We start from the raw sequence: 17,706 nt of genomic DNA, 5'->3' as shown, positions 1-17,706 counted from the left end.
GGACCGTTGCAGCGACCGTGAGCAGCACCGTCTCCCTCGCCCGCACGCGGGCCTCGCGCCGGCGGCCCCCGGGCCGGCCCGACGCCGCGCGACTAGGATCGTCTGACGTGGTCGCCCGCACCCGGGCGCCGCAGAGAGGACGGTCGGTGCCTGAGGAGTCCGCGGGCGGGAACCCCGCCGTCGAGCCCGTCGAGACGCAGGTCCCGGGGGCGCCGGTGGAGGTGCCGGAGGCCCGCGAGGGCGGCAGCCGCACCGAGGTCGCCGAGACCCGAGCCGAGCGCGACGCCCGCTTCGAGCGCGACGCGCTGCCCTACCTCGACCAGCTCTACCCGGCGGCGCTGCGGATGACCCGCAACCCCGCCGACGCCGAGGACCTGGTCCAGGAGACCTTCGTCAAGGCCTACTCCGCGTTCCACCAGTTCGCCGAGGGCACGAACCTCAAGGCCTGGCTGTACCGGATCCTGACCAACACCTACATCAACAGCTACCGCAAGAAGCAGCGTCAGCCGCAGCAGTACCCCACCGACCAGGTGCAGGACTGGCAGCTGTACGCCGCCGAGGAGCACAGCTCCAGCGGGCTGCGGTCGGCCGAGATCGAGGCGCTGGACCACCTGCCGGACTCGGACATCAAGGAGGCCCTGCAGCAGCTGCCGGAGGACTTCCGCCTGGCGGTGTACCTCGCCGACGTCGAGGGCTTCGCCTACAAGGAGATCGCCGAGATCATGGGCACGCCCATCGGCACGGTGATGTCCCGGCTGCACCGCGGCCGGCGGGGCCTGCAGAAGCTCCTGGCCGATTACGCCCGCGAGCGCGGCTTCGTCCGCGCCGGTGCCGCCGAGGAGGGCCGGTCGTGACCACCGACCACGAGCACGCCACCTCCTGCGACGACGTCCTCTCGCACGTCTTCGAGTTCCTCGACCACGAGACCGACGACGCCCGCCGGGCCGTCATCGCCGAGCACCTCGAGGACTGCTCGCCGTGCCTGCGGCAGTTCGGCATCGAGCAGGAGTTCAAGGCGCTGGTCCGCCGCCGCTGCGGGGGCGACCCCACGCCGCTGGGCCTGCGCGACCGGATCAAGCTGCAGCTGACCACGGTCTCCTTCGACGAGGACGGCACGCACGTCAGCGTCGAGCAGGTGAGCACCGAGGTGGTCCGGGTCGACCTCGAGGACTGACCCCACGCGCGACAGCGCCCCGCACCGGACTCCGGTGCGGGGCGCTGCTGCGTTCGCGCTCAGGCGTTGGGGCGCTTGCCGTGGTTGGCCTTGTTCCCCTTGCGGGAGCGACGCTTGCGTCCGCGCTTGGACATCGCTGCCCTCCTTCCTCCGTCGTCGGGTCGCGGTGCGCCGGGAGGCGACCGCCGGGTCTGCCTCCAGGGTCCCACAGGCGGGGGAGAGCGCCCCGGCCGGTGCGGCGGGTGTCGGGGGCGGGGGGCACGATGAGGGCAGCCGGGACGACGGGGACCCGGCTCGGGACGGGGAGGACCGGAGCGTGGCGCAGCACGGGATCGAGAGCGTGCTCGTGGCGGGGCGGGGCCCCGCGGCCTGTGCGGTGATCGCGGCCTGCTCCCGGCTCGGGGTCAAGGCGGTGGCCGTCTACTCCGAGGCCGAGCGCAGCGCCCGGCACGTCCGCCTGGCCGACGACGCCGTGCTGCTGGGCCCCGCGCCCGCGGCGGAGTCCTACCTCGCCGTCGACCGGGTGGTCGAGGCCGCCCGCCGCAGCGGCGCGGGCGCGGTGCTGCCCGTGCCGCCGGCGCTGGCCGGCAACGCGTCGCTGGCCGCCGAGGTCGCCGCCGCGGGGCTGACCTGGGTCGGGCCGCCGGCCGAGGTGCTCGAGCGGCTCGGCGGCGACGGCGTGGAGCCCGCCAGCGAGCACGGCCTGCTGGCGCTGGTCACCGAGGAGGGCCTCCGCTACCCGACGGCGGTCGCCCGCGACCGCGCCGCCGGCATCGCCCGCGTGTCCTGGACGCCCGACCCGGCTGGCGAGGTGCCGCTGGGCGCGAAGCGGCTGGTCGACGTCGGCTGGCGGGGGCTGGTCACCGTGGGTGTCTCCGAGGACGGCGAGCTCGGCGAGGTCGCGGCCGGGTTCTCCCTCGACATGGCCGTCCTGGAGCGCGCGCACCGCGTCGACGCCGTCGACCTGGCGCTGGCCACCGCCGCGGGCCGCCGGGCGCCGCGCCGCCGCACGGCCGAGGAGCACCCGCCGCGGGCCGCCGTCGCCGTGCAGCTGCGCTCCACGCTGGCGCCGGGGCGCGCGGGCCGGGTCACCGGCCGGCTGCCCGCCTCCGGGCGGCTGCGCGGCGCCGCGGGCGAGACCGAGGTGGTCGCGGTCAGCGGCTACGACCCCGGCGACCGCCTCGACCCCTGGTACGACGCGCTGCTGACGACCATCAGCGCCGGCGCGGCCGACACCGCCACCGCGGCCCGCGCCGCCGGTGCGGCCCTGTCGGACCTGCCCGACGCCGGCGTCCCGCACGACGGCGCCGAGGTGTGCGCGGTCCTCGACCGGCTGGCCGCGGGCGACCCGGCGCCGGGCGCCTGAGGGCCGCTCCCGCCGCCGCCGGGGACCCGGCCTGGTTGGATGGGGTCTCCGAGCCGAGGGGGTGCCGCGTGGCGGTCGAGGAGATCCACGCCGAGATGGTCTCCAGCGTCTGGAAGGTCCTCGTCGCACCGGGGACCGAGGTCGCGGCGGGGGACACGCTGGTGATCCTCGAGTCGATGAAGATGGAGATCCCCGTGCTCACCGAGCGCGCCGGCGTCGTGCAGGAGCTGCACGTCGTCGAGGGCGAGGTGCTGCAGGAGGGCGACCTCATCGCCACCGTCGGCGACGCCTGAGGCTCACAGCTCCAGCGCGTACACCAGCAGGTCGATGCCCGGGCGCGGGCTCCAGTCGCGCTCCGGCAGCCGGGTGAAGCCCAGCCGGCCGTAGATGCGGTGCGCGGCGGTCATCCGCGGGTCGGTCGAGAGGACCATGAGCCGCTTGCCGGCGGCCCGTGCCCGGTCGAGGCAGGTGCGCACCAGCGCCTCGCCGACACCGCGCCCGCGGGCCGCGGGGTCGACGACGAGCATGCGGAACGCCGCCTCGTCGTCGGAGCCGGTGACCTCGCCGAAGTCGCCCTCCAGCACGAGGGCCACCGCGCCCACCACGACCCCGCCGTCGCGGGCCACGAGCAGCTGCGAGCGGCCCGCCCGCCCGGCGACGTCGGCCAGCTCCGCCTGGTACTCGTCGGAGGCGAGGCGCTCGTCGCGGTAGACGCCGGCGGTGAGCTCCGCGATGCGCGGCCAGTCGGCGGGGACGGCGTCCTCGACCCGCACGGGCGACGGGACGGCGGAGGGGACCGGGGAGGGGAGCGGGGAGGGGAGCGCCACGTCCGCCGAGCCTAGGCAGCGGCCCCACCTACGCTCGGGGGCACCATGAGCACCCTCTCCGAACGCCTGCACCGCGGCTCGGCGACCGCCCCCTCTCAGGTCGACCACGCCCGGCGCCTGGTGGCCGACTGGCAGCTGCTGGCCGACCTGGCCTTCGCCGACCTCACGCTGTGGGTGCCCCTGCGCACCGGCGCGTGGTGGTGCGTGGCGCAGGTGCGGCCGCTCACCGCGCCGACCAGCCAGCCCGAGGACCTGGTGGGCAGCGAGGTCGACGGCCCCGGCGCCGACGCGTTCCGGCTGGCGCACCGCGAGGGCCGCCCGGTGACCGAGGGCGACGTCGACTGGTCGGGCACCGCGCCCCGTCGGCGGGAGATCATCCCCGTGCGGCACGACGGCGTCGTCGTCGCGGTGCTGGCGAAGGACACCAACCTGGCCGTCACCCGGTCGCCGTCGACGCTGGAGCTCACCTACCTCGACATCGCCGCCGACCTCTGCCTCATGGTCTCGGCGGGCACCTTCCCGCCGGAGAAGCTGCTCGACGCCGAGATGAGCCCGCGGGTGGGCGACGGGCTGGTGCGCCTGGACGCGTCCGGGCGGGCCGTCTACGCCAGCCCCAACGCCCTGTCGGCCTACCGGCGGCTCGGGGTGACCGGCGACCTCGTCGGGGCGGACCTGGCGAGGCTGACGCGCTCGGCGGCCTGGGACCGGGTGGCCGGCGAGGCCGCCGCGGCGGGGATCACCGCGGCCGTGGCGGGGCGGTTCCCCGACCCCACCGACGTCGAGGGCGCCTCGGCGGTGCTGCTGGTGCGGGCGCTGCCGCTGCAGGCGCCGGGCGCGGAGGAAGGCGCGCTGGTCCTGGTGCGCGACGTGACCGACCTGCGCAGCCGCGACCGGGCGCTGCTCACCAAGGACGCGACGATCCGCGAGATCCACCACCGCGTGAAGAACAACCTGCAGACGGTCGCCGCGCTGCTGCGGCTGCAGGCGCGCCGGATGACCGAGCCGGCGGCGCGCGCGGCGCTGGAGGAGTCGGTGCGCCGGGTGGCCTCGATCGCCGTCGTGCACGAGACGCTGGCCGGCAGCCGGGAGGACGTCGTCGACGTCGACGACGTCATCGACCAGGTGCTGCCGATGCTCGGCGACCTCACCTCGATCGGCCCGGCGGCGCGCACCCGGCGGGTGGGGCGCTTCGGCGAGCTGCCGGCGGCGACGGCGACGCCGCTGGTCATGGCGGTGACCGAGCTGCTGCAGAACGCCGCCGAGCACGCGTTCCCCGCCGACGGCCCGCCCGGCTCGATCGAGCTGGTGGCCGAGCGCGACGGCGACGACCTGGTCGTGCGGGTGCGCGACGACGGCCAGGGGCTGCCCGAGGGGTTCGACCCGGCGCACAGCGAGGGGCTCGGCCTGCAGATCGTGCGGACGCTGGTCACCAGCGAGCTCGGCGGCGCGCTGCACGCCACCACCCCGGCCGACCCGCCGGGGCCCGGCCGTCCGGGCACCGAGGTCGTGCTCGAGCTCCCCAACGCCGGCCGCGACCGCCGCTGAAACGGCCGCGAGGCCGGTCCCCCGGGTGGGGAACCGGCCTCGCGGCGTGGTGGTGCGGGTGTGTCAGGCGCGGACGCGGGTCCGGGACTGGCGGCGCTTGAGCGCGCGCCGCTCGTCCTCGGAGAGCCCGCCCCACACGCCCGAGTCCTGGCCGGATCGCAGGGCCCAGTCGAGGCAGGACTCCACGACGGAGCAGCGACGGCACACGGCCTTCGCCTGCTCGACTTGCACGAGGGCGGGGCCGGTCGTCCCGATGGGGAAGAACAGCTCCGGGTCCTCGTCCCGGCAGAGGGCGCGGTGGCGCCAGTCCATGTCGGTGCACTCCTCGGTGTCGACTACGTTGTGCGTGCGGATCGCTGACCACGGGCCGCTCGCGCGGGCGCGACACCGGTTGCCCAGCGCCTCGTTCCAGCGACCGCCTGCCGTTTGTTACCGGCAGGTTGCTTTCCTCTCGCGATGTTTTCACCTGAGGACCGCGTGTCAAGCGCGTGAGGGTCTCGGGTCGACCCCGCGTGAGCAACCTCACCACGGGCGTGCTAGGGCCGCCACTCGGCAGTGCCGGGGTCGTTGACAGGCGCTCCGCGACGTGCGTGAGGGACGCCCGCCGCCTCTCCGCCGCCCGTCCGCGCGGACCTCGCCGCACGGTGCCCGACCTCGCGCTGCGGGGCGAGGTCGGGCACCGCGACGCGAGGTCGGACAGGGCGGCGGCCGGGCCGGGCAGCGAGCCCGGACGCCCGGCGCGGGGATCAGGCGACGACGGACAGCGCCGCGGGCACCGAGCGCACGCGCAGGCCGGTCGCGGTGCCCAGGTGGTCGCCGTCGAGCTGCCAGCCCTGCGGCCGGGACGCGGTGAGGGTGACCCCGTCGAGGTCGTGCAGGCGGTGCACGCCGCGGCCGCGCGCGTCGGGACGGCGGGCCAGCACCTGGCGGGAGTGGTGCAGCATCCGCAGGACGCCCATCCGGCCCATCGCGAACACGTCCAGCCCGGTCTCGAAGGAGGCCTGCGGGCTGGGGTTCACCGGCCGGGCGCCCAGGTAGGTCCACGGGCTCACGTTGGAGACCAGGCAGAGGAACAGCCCGTCGAGGTCGGGCTCCCCGGGCCGGGTCAGCGTCATCGCCGGGCGCCGCCGCTCGCGGCCGAGCACGAACGCGCGGGTGGCCTCCCGGACGTAGAGCGCCCCGGTCGAGCGCCGGCCGCGCGCCCGCTGCGCCTCCACGCGGGCGATCACGTCGGCGTCGAAGCCGAGGCCCGCGGCGAAGACGAACCACCGCGGCTCGGTCCACCCGTCGTGCTCGGCCGCGCCGGCCTCGGCGGCGGCCACGGCGACGCGCTCGTCGACGCCGCGGGCGGGGGTGGTGCTCGTGCCGGTGGCGCTGGCGGTGCCCAGCGACACCCGCCGCGTCCGGCCCGCGCGCAGCGCGTCGAGGATCTCGCCGGTCGCCTCGACCGGGTCGCGGGAGCGGCCCAGCGCCCGGGAGAACACGTTGGTGGAGCCCCCGGGGACGACGGCGAGGGTGGGCACGTGCGCGCCCGGGCCGTCCGTGAGCAGGCCGTTCACGACCTCGTTGACGGTGCCGTCGCCGCCCAGCGCGACGACGACGTCGAAGCCCTCGGCCAGCGCCCGGTGCCCGAGCTCGCGGGCGTGCCCGCGGTGGGTGGTCTCCGCGAGGTCGACCTTCAGCTCGCTGGCCAGCGCGCCCACGAGCACGTCGCGGACACGGCCGTTCGTCGTCGTCGCCGCGGGGTTGGCCACCACGAGCGCACGCATGTGGTCAGGCTAACCAGCACCCGGGCCGCTGACCGGCACGGACGCGGCCGGTGCGTTCCTGCTGACGCGTAGCCTCGCTCGTGTGACGGAGGAGGACACCCCGCGCCGCCCCGGCCGGGCCGAGCGGCTCTTCGGCGGCGCCGCGCAGCCCTCGTCGCGCCCGCCCCGGCCGCCCGCCCCCGAGGCCCCGCCGGCGGTCCGGCGCGCGGCGCTGGTGGCCGCCGTCGAGGCCGCGCTCCTGCTCGGCGGCGCGCTGGTGATCCTCTGGCTGACCCTCACCAGCGACCCCGACAGCGTCGGCCGGGCCCTGGCCGAGGTCGTCTACGTGGCCCTCTTCGGCGTCGCCCTGGCCTTCGCCGCGGCGGGGCTGCGCCGGCTGGCGGGGTGGTCCCGCGGCCCGGTCGTCGTCCTGCAGCTGCTGCTCGGCCTGTTCGGCTACAGCACCGCGTTCCCCGGCGGCCAGCCGCTGCTCGGCATCCCGCTCATCGTGCTGGCGCTGACCGAGCTGTACCTGCTGGCCACCCCCGAGGCGCGGCTGGCGTTCCTCGACCGCTGACCGCTGACCGCCGGCGCGGGCCGTCAGACCAGGTCGACGACGTCGGCGATCGAGTCGAGCACCCGGCTCGGCCGGAACGGGAACTGCGCCACCTGGGCCGCCGTCGTGGAGCCGGTGAGCACGAGGAACGTCTCCAGGCCCGCCTCGATGCCGGCCACGACGTCGGTGTCCATGCGGTCGCCGATCATCACGGTGGTCTCCGAGTGCGCCTCGATGCGGTTCATGGCGCTGCGGAACATCATCGGGTTGGGCTTGCCGACGAAGTAGGGCTTGGCGCCGGTAGCGGCGGTGATCAGCGCGGCCACCGACCCGGTGGCGGGCAGCGGGCCCTCCGGGGAGGGGCCGGTGACGTCGGGGTTGGTGGCGATGAACCGGGCGCCCGCGTCGACCAGCCGGATCGCCCGGGTGATCGCCTCGAACGAGTAGGTGCGGGTCTCGCCGAGCACGACGAAGTCGGGCGCGGTGTCGGTGAGGGTGTAGCCGGCCTCGTACAGCGCCGTCGTCAGGCCCGCCTCGCCGATGACGTAGGCCGAGCCGCCGGGCAGCTGGGTGGCGAGGAAGTCCGCCGTCGCCAGGGCCGACGTCCAGATCGACTCCTCGGGCACCTGCAGGCCCGACCGCGACAGCCGGGCGGCGAGGTCGCGCGGCGTGAAGATCGAGTTGTTGGTGAGGACGAGGAAGCGGCGCCGCCGCTCCACCAGCCGGGCGAGGAACTCCGCCGCCCCCGGCAGCGCCTGACCCTCGTGCACGAGGACGCCGTCCATGTCGGTGAGCCAGCACTCGGCGGGCCCGCGCTCGATCGTCACGCGCTCAGCCTGCCGTACCGCGCCGATCGGCCGCGAAGCCGGTCAGGGCGTCGTCGGTGAGCCGGAAGACCGTCCACCCGTTCATCGGCACCGCGCCCGCCGCCCGGTAGAAGGCGATCGAGGGCTCGTTCCAGTCGAGGACCGACCACTCCAGCCGGTCGTAGCCGCGCTCGACGCAGGTGGCCGCCAGCGTACGCAGCAGCTCCCGCCCGAGGCCCGTCCCGCGGTGCCGCGGCTGCACGTACAGGTCCTCGAGGTAGATGCCGTGCGTGCCGCGCCAGGTGGAGAAGTTGAGGAACCACAGGGCCGTGCCGACGACGGCGCCGTCCGGGCCGAGGGCCACGTGGCCGAACAGGGCGGGGGAGTCGCCGAACAGCGCGCCGGACAGCTGCTCCTCGGTGAGCCGCACCTCGTGCGCGGACTCCTCGTACTCGGCCAGCTCCCGCACCAGGCCGACGACGGCGGCGACGTCGCCGGGCTCGATGCGGCGGACGGTCACGTGAGCACCTCCCGCACCCGCTCCGGGACCAGCCGGCCGAGCGGGGACAGCACCGGGTTGAGCACCGGCGCGAGCAGGTAGCCGTAGGCCAGCACGCAGCCGGTGACCACCGGGACGGTGGCGAACCCGACGACGAGCGCGACGGCGGCGGCGACCAGCCCGTAGGGGCGGCCGCTCTTCGGGCTCACCAGCGACCGGAACGAGCGGAACCGGACGGTGCTCACCATCAGCAGCGCCGGGACGGCGACGATGAGCAGCACCCACAGCCGATCGCGGCCCTGCATCTGGTCGCCGAAGGCGAACACCGAGGCCAGCACGACGCCGGCCGCGCCGGGGCTGGGCATGCCGGTGAAGTACCGCTTGTCGGCCGTCGGGTCGACCGTGGTGTTGAAGCGGGCCAGCCGGATCGCCGCGCACGCCACCCACAGGAAGCACACGACCCAGCCCAGCGGGTCCCACTCGTCGCGGCCCTCGGAGAACAGCGTGAAGGCCAGCAGCGCCGGGGCCAGGCCGAAGGAGACGAGGTCGGCGAGCGAGTCGAACTGCAGGCCGAAGGCGCTGACCGCGCGGACCAGCCGGGCCACCGCGCCGTCGGCGATGTCGAAGAGCACCGACAGGCCGATGAGCACCGCGGCGAGGGAGAACTGCCCGCGGATCGAGACCAGGATCGCGGCGAAGCCGCACATCATGTTGCCGAGCGTGAACAGGCTGGGGAGCGTGGCGAGGGCCCGGCGGCGGCTGCCCCGGACCGAGCCGCGGACGAACTCGACGGTCGCGAGCCGCCGGGTGGGCGCGCGGCCCTCCCCCGACGCGGAACTGGGCACCGGGGCCCTCAGCCGGCGGCGGGCCAGCGGGCGATGACGGTGTCCCCGCCGCGCACGCGCTGGCCCTTCCGCACGGTGATCTCGCACTCGGCGGGGAGGAAGACGTCCATCCGCGAGCCGAACTTCATCAGCCCGAACCGCTCGCCGGTGGCCAGCCGCTGCCCCACGCCGGTGCGGGTGACGATGCGGCGGGCGAGCACCCCGACGAGCTGGCGGAAGACGACGGTCCGGTCGCCGTCCCGCAGCCACAGCTCGCTGCGCTCGTTGCGGTGCGCCGACTCGGCCCGGTAGGCGGCCAGGAAGCTGCCCTTGCGGTAGGAGCTCTCCACCACCTCACCGCGGTAGGGCGAGCGGTTCACGTGCACGTCGACGACGGAGAGGAAGACGCTGACCTGCTGCCAGCCGCCCGGCGGCGCGGGCTCGGGCGCCACGCCCTCCTGCGGCTCCCCGGCGACCATGACCATCCCGTCGGCGGGGGACAGGACGACGTCGGCCGGTGGCTCGACGCGGTCGCAGGGCCGCTCGGGGTCGCGGAAGAACAGCAGCATGTAGGCCGAGAGCGCGAGGAACGGCCAGGCGGCGACCCGCGCCCAGCGGCGTCCGGTTCGCGCGCCGGCGGCGGCCAGCACGGCGGCCGGGCCGAGGGGTCCGGTGATGAAGGGCCACCCGGCCCGGTCGATGCGCATCGAGGTGCGACGGTACCGGGGCCGCTGCGCGCGCCCGGGCACCCGCCACCGGCGCGCTCGGTCCGCGCCGCCGGCCCGGGGCGGGGACGCCGACGGCCGGTGGGCGGGTGCCCACCGGCCGTCGGGACGTGCCGTCGGCCCCCTCGCAGGGTCCCGCCGCGAGCGTCAGCGAGCGGTGGGGGGCGAGGGGGTCCTTCGTCAGGCCGCGGCCTTGGTCTCCCAGAAGATCTTGTCGATCTCGGCGATGTAGTCGAGCAGCTTCTGGCCCTCGGCCGGGTCCATGCTGCCCTTGCCGCCGGCGGCGCCGGCCTGCTTGGTCGCCTTGTTGAACAGCTCGTGCAGCTGCGGGTACTTCTCGAAGTGCGGCGGCTTGAAGTAGTCGGTCCACAGCACCCACAGGTGGTGCTTGACCAGGTCCGACCGCTGCTCCTTGATCAGGATGGCGCGGGTGCGGAAGGCCGGGTCCTCGTTGGCCTGGTACTTCTCCTGGATGGCCTTGACGGACTCCGCCTCGATGCGGGCCTGGGCCGGGTCGTACACACCGCAGGGGAGGTCGCAGTGCGCGGTGGCCTCCACGGCGGAGAACACGCGGCTGAACAGCATGTCTCTTCCTCCGGATGTCGCGGGATCGGGTCGTCTGCGACCCTACTCGCGGTGATCACCCCCCGTCCCGGCGAGCGCCCGGTCCCGCCGTTGGCCGGCGCGTGGGTGGTGGCGCGGGTGAGCGGCCCGTCGATGTCGCCGACCGTCCGGCACGGCGACCGGCTGCTCGTCCGGCGGGTGCGCGCGGGCCGGGTGGCGCCCGGCGACGTCGTCCTGGCGCGGTTCCCCGCGCGGCCGGACCTGCTCGTGGTCAAGCGGGTGCACGCGCTGCTCGACGGCGGCGCCGTCGACGTGCGCGGGGACAACCCGCTGGTCACCGACGACAGCCGGGCGTTCGGGCCGGCCGTCGCCGTGGGCCGCGTCGTCGGCCGGCTGTCCCCCCGGCCCGGGAGGCTGCGGCCGCCTCCGCCCGTCCAGCCGACCGCCTAGACGCCCGCCTGACCCCCGGCGCGCAGCTGCGCGTAGCGGGCCGTGCACTGCTCCATCGTGGGCAGCGTCCCCTGCGCGCGGGCCTCGGCCAGCGTCGGCGCGGCGCGGTCCTTGTCCGACAGCCGGACCTCCACGTCCGCCGGCCACGGCAGGTCCAGCTCGGGGTCCAGCGGCGAGACGCCGAACTCGCGGCCGGGGGAGTAGCCGGTGGAGACCAGGTAGGTCACCGACGAGCCGTCCTCCAGCGCGAGGAACGCGTGGCCCAGGCCCTCCGCGAGGAAGACGGCGCGCGGCTCGGCGGCGTCGAGCAGCACGGAGTCGGAGACGCCGAACGTCGGGGAGCCGACCCGCACGTCGACGACGACGTCGAGCACCCGGCCGGCCGGGCAGTAGACGTACTTGGCCTGGCCCGGCGGGACGAGGGCGAAGTGCACCCCGCGCAGCACGCCGCGGGCCGACACGCTGTGGTTGGCCTGCGCGAGCGGCAGCGCCCAGCCGGTGGCCGCCGCGAGCACGTCGGCGCGGTACCACTCGGTGAACCGTCCGCGGTCGTCGCCGTGCGGCACCAGGTCGAGCACGTAGCTGTCCGGCACGGCGAGCTCGCGGATCTCCACGGCGGGCACGGTAGCGAGCCGCCGTGCGCCCGGGGTCGGCGGCAGAGGGGCCCGCGCCGCCGCACTACCCTCCGGGGTCCATGAGCGCAGAGACGGGCTCGCCCGCGACCGCTGCCGACCGCGCGCCGCAGGTCCCGGCGGAGGACCGCTTCGCCTCCGACCCGGCCTTCGGGGTGCACGAGGGCGGGAAGCTGGTGGTGCGCCCCACCCGCGGGATCGAGTCGCGGGAGGACCTCGCGCTCACCTACACCCCCGGCGTCGCCCGCGTCTCCAGCGCCATCGCCGCCGAGCCGGAGCTCGCCCGCCGCTTCACCTGGGCCTCCCGCGTCGTCGCGGTGGTCTCCGACGGCACGGCCGTCCTGGGTCTCGGCGACATCGGGCCGGCGGCGGCACTGCCGGTGATGGAGGGCAAGGCCTGCCTGTTCAGCGAGTTCGCCGGGCTGTCGTCGGTGCCGGTCGTGCTGTCGACGACCGACGTCGACCGGATCGTGGAGACCGTCGCCGCCATCGCGCCGTCGTTCGGCGGGATCAACCTCGAGGACATCAGCGCCCCGCGCTGCTTCGAGATCGAGGACCGGCTGCGCGAGCGGCTCGACGTCCCGGTCATGCACGACGACCAGCACGGGACGGCGATCGTCGTGCTCGCCGCGCTGCGCAACGCCGCCCGGGTCACCGGCCGCACCCTGGCCGACCTGCGGGTGGTGGTGGCGGGGGCCGGCGCAGCGGGCATCGCCTGCACGCGGATCCTGCTCGGCGCCGGGGTCGGGGACATCTGCGTCGCCGACTCACGCGGCGTGCTGCATCCCGGCCGCGAGGACCTCACCCCGGTCAAGCGGTGGGTCGCCGAGCACACCAACCGCTCGGGCTACGCCGGCACGATGACCGGCGCGCTCGAGGGCGCCGACGTCTACCTGGGCCTGTCCGGCGGCTCGGTGCCCGAGGCCGCGATCGCCTCGATGGCGCCGGGCTGCATCGTGTTCTCCCTGGCCAACCCGACGCCGGAGGTCGACCCGGAGATGGCCGCGCGGTACGCCGCCGTCGTCGCCACCGGGCGCAGCGACCTGCCGAACCAGATCAACAACGTGCTCGCCTTCCCCGGGGTGTTCCGCGGCGCCATCGACGCGGGCGCCACGGCGATCACCGAGGAGATGAAGCTGGCCGCCGCCGAGGCCATCGCCGGCGTCGTCGGCGACGACCTCGCGCCCGGGTACGTCGTGCCGAGCCCGCTGGACCGGCGGGTGGCCACCGCGGTCGCCGAGGCCGTGGCCGCCACCGCCCGGGCGCAGGGCATCACCCGCTGAACGCCGCCCGGCGGGGCCGGTAGACCAGGTCGAGGACGCCGGCCAGCAGCCGCTCGGCCACCGGGCGGGGGAGCGCCGCCACCAGGGCGTGCACCGGCGCCATCCGCTCGGGCAGCCGCCCGCCGCCGACGCCGGCCAGCTCCAGCAGCGCGTCGACCTCGGCCACGGTGAGCGCGGCCGGGTCGATCGTCGCGGCGGCCGCCACCAGGTCCGGGTCGGCGACCGGGCGGGGCAGCGCGGCGGCGGCCCGGGCGGCGTCGGCGAGGTCGGCGAGCAGGGCGTCCACCCGGCCCGCGGTGGCGCCGGTGACGGTCAGGTGCAGCGTGGCGGGCAGGTCCGCCCCGCCGGGCTGGGCGAACGGCGGCTGGGGCTGCAGCAGCCAGCCCCGGGCGGAGGCCTCGTCGGCGAGGGTGAGCACGTCGACGCCGTCCGGGCCGTCCTGCGCCAGCGCGACCAGCGTGGCCACCGGCGTCCCGACCACCCGCAGTCCCGGGATCGCCGCCGCGCCCCCGGCCAGCGCGACCGTCGCCGCCCGGGTGGCCCGGGCGAGCTCCGCGTAGCCGTCGCGCCCCAACCAGCGGTGCACCGCCCAGGCGGCGGCCATCGGGCCGGCCGGGCGGGTGCCGGCCAGCGTCGGGTTGACCACCGGGTAGCCGGGCCAGCCGGCGGTGCTGAACCAGTGCCCCTGCCGGAGCTCGGGCTCGGCGGTGAGCAGCACCGAGACGCCCTTGGGCGCGTAGCCGTACTTGTGCAGGTCCACCGACAGCGAGGTCACGCCGGTCACCGACAGGTCGAACGGCTCGGGGACGTCGTCGAGGAAGGGCAGCACCCACCCGCCGATGCACGCGTCGACGTGGCAGGGGACGCCCGCGGCGGCGGCCAGCGCGGCCACCTCGCCGACCGGGTCGAGCACGCCGTGCGGGTAGGACGGCGCGCTGACCACGACCAGCGCGGCCCGGTCGTCCAGCGCCCCGGCCACCGCCGACGGCAGCGCCCGGCAGGTGTCCGGGTCGACGGCGACGTCGGCGACCTCGAGGTCGAACAGGTGCGCGGCCTTGCGGAACGCGGCGTGCGCGGTGACCGGCAGGACGAGCCGGGGCCGCCCGCTGCCGCCCCGCCGGTCGCCTCCCCGCGCCCGCCACCGCTCGCGGGCGGCCAGCACCGCCAGCAGGCAGCTCTCGGTGCCGCCGCTGGTCACCGTGCCGACCGTCGCCGGGCCGCCGCCGAGCAGGTCGGCCGCCGCGCCCACCAGGTCGTCCTCGATGCGGGCGACGCTCGGGAAGGCGGTCGGGTCCAGCGCGTTGGTCCACTGGAACGCGGCCTGCGCGGCGGCGGCGAGGTCCTCGACGCCGGCCCGTCCGGAGTCGTAGACGTAGGCCATCGTCGAGCCCCCGTGGGTGGGCACGTCGCCGGCCTGCAGCGCGGTGAGCTCGGCCAGCACCTCCTGCGGCGTCACGCGGGGACCTCCTGGGGCCGGTCGGGGACGGGGTCGAGCCGGTAGCGGGCCAGCACCGGCAGGCTGGCGAGCACGAGCAGCGCCGGGACAACCGAGAAGCCCAGCCGCACGGCGAGCACCGCGCCGTCGGACTGGACGGCGTCGCCGCCGGCGGAGGAGACGTAGCCGGCCGCCGCGAGCAGCAGCCCGAGCAGGCCCGGGCCGACGGCGAGGCCGAGCGTCTCGGCCGCCGTCCACACGCCGGTGAAGACGCCCGCGCGCCGCTGTCCGGAGGCGGCCTCGTCGGCGGCCACGACGTCGGGCAGCATCGCCAGCGGGAACATCTGCATGCCGGCGTAGCCGACGCCGACCAGGACGACGAGGGCCAGCGCGAGCCCGGTGCCGCCCGGGCCGACCAGCGCCAGGGCCGCCGCGCCCGCGGTGAACAGCGCCGAGGACGCCAGCAGCCCGGTGCGCTTGCCCAGCCGCCGGCTCACCCGCAGCCACAGCGGCATGACGACGATCGCCGGGCCGACCAGCGCGGCGAACAGCAGCGAGCCCGCGGCGGCGTCGCCGAGCACCTGCTCGGAGAAGTACGGGACGCCGGCGAGCATCACGCCGATGCCGAGCGCCTGGACGACGAAGCCGGTGAGCAGCACCCGGAACGGCCGGGACCGCCAGGCCAGCACCAGCGTGGCGCCGAGCCGGCCCTCGCTCGTGGCGCGGGTGAGGGTGGGCGCGCGGCGGGTGCCGGCGACCGCGCCGAGCATCCCGCCGGCCAGCAGCAGCGCGACGAACACGGCCATCGCCAGGTGGCCGCCGCGCCCGCCGCCGAACGCGTCGACCACCGCCGGGGCGCCGGCGCCGGCGAGCAGGATGCCGAGCGCGAGGGCGGCCACCCGCCACGACATGAGCGTGGCGCGCTCGCCCGGGTCGTCGGTGATCTCGGCCGGCTGGGCGACGTAGGGCACCTGGAAGCAGCCGTAGGCGGTGGCGGCGAGCAGGAAGGCGACCGCCACCCAGGCGGCGGCCAGCGCCGGCGGCTCCCCGGGGCCGGCGAAGACCAGCACGAACAGCGGCGGCAGGGCCAGCCCGCCGGCGAGCATCCACGGCCGGCGCGGCCCCCAGCGGCCGGTCGTGCGGTCCGACCGGCTGCCGATCCAGGGGTTGAGCAGCACGTCCCACGCCTTGGGGGCGAACACGACCAGGCCGGCCAGCCCGGCGGCGACGCCGAGCTCGTCGGTCAGGTAGTACAGGAGGAGCAGGCCGGGCACGGTGCCGAACGCGGCGGTGCCGATGGAGCCCACGGCGTAGCCCAGGTGCGTGCCCCGGGACAGGCGCGGTGCGACGGCGGTCACAGCGGGGCACCGTAGCGGCCGGCGGCGGGGCGCGCCCCGAGCGCCCGCACCGCCGCGGTCAGCAGCCCGGCCAGCACCAGCACCCAGCCGGCGCGGGCGACCAGCCAGGCGGGGTCGTCGGGCGCGTCGTGCAACCCGGGCAGCGGCGCGGCCGGCAGCGTGCCGAGCCACAGGAGCACGAACAGCGGCTGGTGCAGCAGGAACACCGGCAGCGCCGACCGCCCGGCGGCGACCGCGGCGTCGGCCAGCGGCCCGCGGGCCCGGCGCAGCACTGGCAGCAGCAGCCCGGCCGCGCCGGCCTGCGCCAGCCCCAGGGCGAGCGTGGCCGCCGACGGCGGGTCCAGGTTGGAGGCCCCGGCCCCCGGGACGCCGACCGCCGTCACCGGCAGCCCGCCGGCGGTCACCAGCAGGACGACGGCGAGCACCCCGCCGGCCAGCAGCGCCACGCAGGCACCCGGGCCGGGCTCGCGCCGGGCGGCCGCCACGCCCAGCTGCCACGGCACCCACCACGCGGCCAGCGCGGTGGCGACCGTCCCGGCGGTCCCCGGCACCAGCGGCCCGGCCAGCGCGAGCCCGAGCGGCAGGACGGCGGCCGCCGCGCCGAGGCGGGCGTCCAGCCGCACCAGCAGCGGCGTCGCCAGCGACAGCACCAGGTACACGCCGAGGAACCACAGCGGCCGCAGCGACAGCGTGACGACGGTCCGCACGACGCCCTGCGACGCCCCGGCCACCGCCAGCGCGGTCGCGACGGCCGCCACCGCGGCCACGAGGGCGACCACCGGCCCGGCGGCCCGGCGCAGCGACCGCGACCACCGCCGCGCCCCGGTCCCGCGGGCCGCCGCCCAGCCCGCGACGAGGAAGAACAGGGCGAGCGTCTGCAGCAGCCAGCTGACCGGCGCCAGCGCGGGCATCCCCGCGAGCGGGCTGCCGGTGACCACCCGCCCGTCCACCGCCCCGGGCGCCCCCGGCGCGGTGACCAACCAGTGCCCGAGGACGACGCCGACCAGCGCCAGGGCGCGCAGCAGGTCCGGGCCGCGGTCGCGGGTCACGCCGCACCGCCCGCGGGCGCGGTGGCGATCCGGGCGATCGCGTCCAGCGACGCCGTCCCCGGGGAGAGGTAGCCGTCGTGCCCGCGCACGCCGTCGACCGGCAGCGGGCGGGCGCCGAAGCCGGGGCCGGCCGGGTCGCGGCCGTGCCCGAGGTCGCCGATCCGCAGGCCCGGCACCCGGCCGATCCAGTCGGCGTCCGCCCGCCCGGCCCACACCCGGGCGGTGGTGCCCAGGTCCGCCACCGACCCGGCGCGCGCCCCGGGGCTGCCCACGAGCACCAGGTCCTCGGCGGCGAGGTCCGGGGCGGCCAGCGCCGCGACGACGGCGCCGTAGCTGTGCCCGACCACCGTCACGTGCGCCGCCGCCGACGGGCCGGCCCGCAGGTCGTCGACGAACCGCACCAGCGCGGTGGCCCCGGCACGGGCGAGCCGGCCGCTCGCGGCGTCCACGCCCAGCCCGTCCGGCGTCACGTAGCCCACCCAGAGGACGACGGCGAGGCCCGGGCCGCCGGCGTCGGCGAGGGCCCGCGCCCAGCCGAACGGGCGCCGCCGCGGGTCGGCGGGGTCGTGCAGCCGGGCGAGGTCGGTGTCGGACCCGGGCACCAGCACCGCCACCGAGCGGGCCGTCGCGAGGTCGCCGAGGACGACGACGGCGAGGCCCCGGCCGGCCGGGTCGCAGCCGAGGACGCCCACCGGCCCGAGCCGCGCGGCCAGGTCGGCGGCGCACGCGGCGTCGAGCCGCACGGGCGGCGGGACGGCGGCCTCCGACGGCTGCGCGGACGCCGTCCACAGGGCGCTGACCAGCAGGAACGAGGCGGTCCACCGGTTTCTCACGCTGCCCGACGCTAGGCAGGTCGGGCGCCCGG

General features: G+C 77.0%; 22 protein-coding genes. 8 read left to right on the top strand and 14 right to left on the bottom strand.

Translation table 11 applies throughout. The features are described 5' to 3' along the window. The first annotated feature begins 146 nt into the window (after positions 1-146). Positions 147-854: a sigma-70 family RNA polymerase sigma factor gene (locus ACI78R_RS05170; RefSeq protein ID WP_073421638.1), complete on the top strand. Its 708-nt coding sequence runs from the start codon at positions 147-149 to the stop codon at positions 852-854. Next, a complete protein-coding gene (gene rsrA, locus ACI78R_RS05165; RefSeq protein WP_073421639.1) occupies positions 851-1,174 on the top strand; it encodes a mycothiol system anti-sigma-R factor in 324 nt (107 codons plus the stop codon). Before ACI78R_RS05170 ends, rsrA begins: the two co-directional genes overlap by 4 nt. Before the next feature lie 59 nt (positions 1,175-1,233). Here the strand turns inward: rsrA and ACI78R_RS05160 are convergent, their stop codons facing one another. Then, positions 1,234-1,308, bottom strand: coding sequence for a 50S ribosomal protein bL37 (locus tag ACI78R_RS05160; protein WP_014377707.1), 75 nt, complete (start codon positions 1,306-1,308; stop codon positions 1,234-1,236). A gap of 182 nt (positions 1,309-1,490) precedes the next feature. On the opposite strand from ACI78R_RS05160, the gene ACI78R_RS05155 reads away from it, so the two are divergent. Continuing rightward, positions 1,491-2,540: a biotin carboxylase N-terminal domain-containing protein gene (locus ACI78R_RS05155; RefSeq protein ID WP_457039873.1), complete on the top strand. Its 1,050-nt coding sequence runs from the start codon at positions 1,491-1,493 to the stop codon at positions 2,538-2,540. A gap of 68 nt (positions 2,541-2,608) precedes the next feature. After that, the gene (locus ACI78R_RS05150) at positions 2,609-2,833 is read left to right on the top strand and encodes a biotin/lipoyl-binding carrier protein (protein ID WP_073421641.1); all 225 of its coding nucleotides are present in this window, start codon (positions 2,609-2,611) and stop codon (positions 2,831-2,833) included. A 3-nt stretch (positions 2,834-2,836) separates the two neighbouring features. On the opposite strand, the gene ACI78R_RS05145 is transcribed toward ACI78R_RS05150, so the two are convergent. Then, positions 2,837-3,367, bottom strand: coding sequence for a GNAT family N-acetyltransferase (locus ACI78R_RS05145; RefSeq protein ID WP_073421642.1), 531 nt, complete (start codon positions 3,365-3,367; stop codon positions 2,837-2,839). A gap of 45 nt (positions 3,368-3,412) precedes the next feature. On the opposite strand from ACI78R_RS05145, the gene ACI78R_RS05140 reads away from it, so the two are divergent. Then, positions 3,413-4,912: a sensor histidine kinase gene (locus ACI78R_RS05140; RefSeq protein ID WP_336027676.1), complete on the top strand. Its 1,500-nt coding sequence runs from the start codon at positions 3,413-3,415 to the stop codon at positions 4,910-4,912. A gap of 63 nt (positions 4,913-4,975) precedes the next feature. Here ACI78R_RS05140 and ACI78R_RS05135 read toward each other — a convergent pair whose 3' ends face one another. Next, positions 4,976-5,224: a WhiB family transcriptional regulator gene (locus ACI78R_RS05135; RefSeq protein WP_073421644.1), complete on the bottom strand. Its 249-nt coding sequence runs from the start codon at positions 5,222-5,224 to the stop codon at positions 4,976-4,978. 434 nt (positions 5,225-5,658) lie between these two features. Further along, positions 5,659-6,681 carry a diacylglycerol/lipid kinase family protein gene (locus ACI78R_RS05130; protein WP_457039872.1) on the bottom strand — a complete coding sequence of 341 codons (1,023 nt, stop codon included), beginning with the start codon at positions 6,679-6,681 and terminating at the stop codon, positions 5,659-5,661. Positions 6,682-6,763: 82 nt separating this feature from the next. Between ACI78R_RS05130 and ACI78R_RS05125 the strand changes: the two genes are divergently transcribed. Then, positions 6,764-7,237, top strand: a complete 474-nt coding sequence (locus ACI78R_RS05125) for a hypothetical protein (RefSeq protein ID WP_336027671.1) — start codon at positions 6,764-6,766, stop codon at positions 7,235-7,237. A gap of 23 nt (positions 7,238-7,260) precedes the next feature. Here ACI78R_RS05125 and ACI78R_RS05120 read toward each other — a convergent pair whose 3' ends face one another. The 5 genes from ACI78R_RS05120 to sodN form a co-directional block, all read right to left on the bottom strand. Continuing rightward, positions 7,261-8,043: an HAD-IIA family hydrolase gene (locus tag ACI78R_RS05120; RefSeq protein WP_217651295.1), complete on the bottom strand. Its 783-nt coding sequence runs from the start codon at positions 8,041-8,043 to the stop codon at positions 7,261-7,263. Between the two features lie 4 nt (positions 8,044-8,047). Continuing rightward, positions 8,048-8,542 carry an N-acetyltransferase family protein gene (locus tag ACI78R_RS05115; protein ID WP_457039871.1) on the bottom strand — a complete coding sequence of 165 codons (495 nt, stop codon included), beginning with the start codon at positions 8,540-8,542 and terminating at the stop codon, positions 8,048-8,050. Next, positions 8,539-9,366: a CDP-diacylglycerol--serine O-phosphatidyltransferase gene (gene pssA, locus ACI78R_RS05110; RefSeq protein ID WP_073421648.1), complete on the bottom strand. Its 828-nt coding sequence runs from the start codon at positions 9,364-9,366 to the stop codon at positions 8,539-8,541. Before pssA ends, ACI78R_RS05115 begins: the two co-directional genes overlap by 4 nt. Before the next feature lie 8 nt (positions 9,367-9,374). Next, positions 9,375-10,052, bottom strand: a complete 678-nt coding sequence (locus ACI78R_RS05105) for a phosphatidylserine decarboxylase (RefSeq protein ID WP_073421649.1) — start codon at positions 10,050-10,052, stop codon at positions 9,375-9,377. Positions 10,053-10,250: 198 nt separating this feature from the next. Next, positions 10,251-10,655 carry a superoxide dismutase, Ni gene (gene sodN / locus ACI78R_RS05100; RefSeq protein WP_073421650.1) on the bottom strand — a complete coding sequence of 135 codons (405 nt, stop codon included), beginning with the start codon at positions 10,653-10,655 and terminating at the stop codon, positions 10,251-10,253. A 51-nt stretch (positions 10,656-10,706) separates the two neighbouring features. Between sodN and ACI78R_RS05095 the strand changes: the two genes are divergently transcribed. Then, on the top strand, positions 10,707-11,084 hold the full coding sequence (locus tag ACI78R_RS05095; RefSeq protein ID WP_245794708.1) for a S26 family signal peptidase: 378 nt from the start codon (positions 10,707-10,709) through the stop codon (positions 11,082-11,084). Here ACI78R_RS05095 and ACI78R_RS05090 read toward each other — a convergent pair. Then, on the bottom strand, positions 11,081-11,698 hold the full coding sequence (locus ACI78R_RS05090) for a dTDP-4-dehydrorhamnose 3,5-epimerase family protein (protein WP_457039870.1): 618 nt from the start codon (positions 11,696-11,698) through the stop codon (positions 11,081-11,083). The two genes, ACI78R_RS05095 and ACI78R_RS05090, sit on opposite strands and share 4 nt — an antisense overlap. Before the next feature lie 80 nt (positions 11,699-11,778). Here ACI78R_RS05090 and ACI78R_RS05085 point away from each other — a divergent pair, with 80 nt between their 5' ends. Further along, a complete protein-coding gene (locus ACI78R_RS05085) occupies positions 11,779-12,999 on the top strand; it encodes an NAD(P)-dependent malic enzyme (RefSeq protein WP_457039869.1) in 1,221 nt (406 codons plus the stop codon). Here the strand turns inward: ACI78R_RS05085 and ACI78R_RS05080 are convergent. The 4 genes from ACI78R_RS05080 to ACI78R_RS05065 are packed head-to-tail and all read right to left on the bottom strand — an operon-like array spanning position 12,989 to position 17,674. Then, positions 12,989-14,455 carry a pyridoxal phosphate-dependent decarboxylase family protein gene (locus ACI78R_RS05080; RefSeq protein WP_457039868.1) on the bottom strand — a complete coding sequence of 489 codons (1,467 nt, stop codon included), beginning with the start codon at positions 14,453-14,455 and terminating at the stop codon, positions 12,989-12,991. The genes ACI78R_RS05085 and ACI78R_RS05080 overlap by 11 nt on opposite strands. Next, positions 14,452-15,792: an MFS transporter gene (locus ACI78R_RS05075; protein WP_457039867.1), complete on the bottom strand. Its 1,341-nt coding sequence runs from the start codon at positions 15,790-15,792 to the stop codon at positions 14,452-14,454. The genes ACI78R_RS05080 and ACI78R_RS05075 overlap by 4 nt, the downstream gene beginning before the upstream one ends. Next, positions 15,789-16,841 carry an acyltransferase family protein gene (locus ACI78R_RS05070; protein ID WP_457039866.1) on the bottom strand — a complete coding sequence of 351 codons (1,053 nt, stop codon included), beginning with the start codon at positions 16,839-16,841 and terminating at the stop codon, positions 15,789-15,791. The genes ACI78R_RS05075 and ACI78R_RS05070 overlap by 4 nt, the downstream gene beginning before the upstream one ends. After that, positions 16,838-17,674, bottom strand: a complete 837-nt coding sequence (locus ACI78R_RS05065; protein WP_457039865.1) for an alpha/beta hydrolase — start codon at positions 17,672-17,674, stop codon at positions 16,838-16,840. The genes ACI78R_RS05070 and ACI78R_RS05065 overlap by 4 nt, the downstream gene beginning before the upstream one ends. Positions 17,675-17,706: the final 32 nt, after the last annotated feature.

This window comes from Geodermatophilus sp. SYSU D01106 (assembly GCF_054049995.1).
Note: the sequence above shows the minus strand (reverse complement) of the source record. Positions and strands in the feature narration are given on the sequence as shown.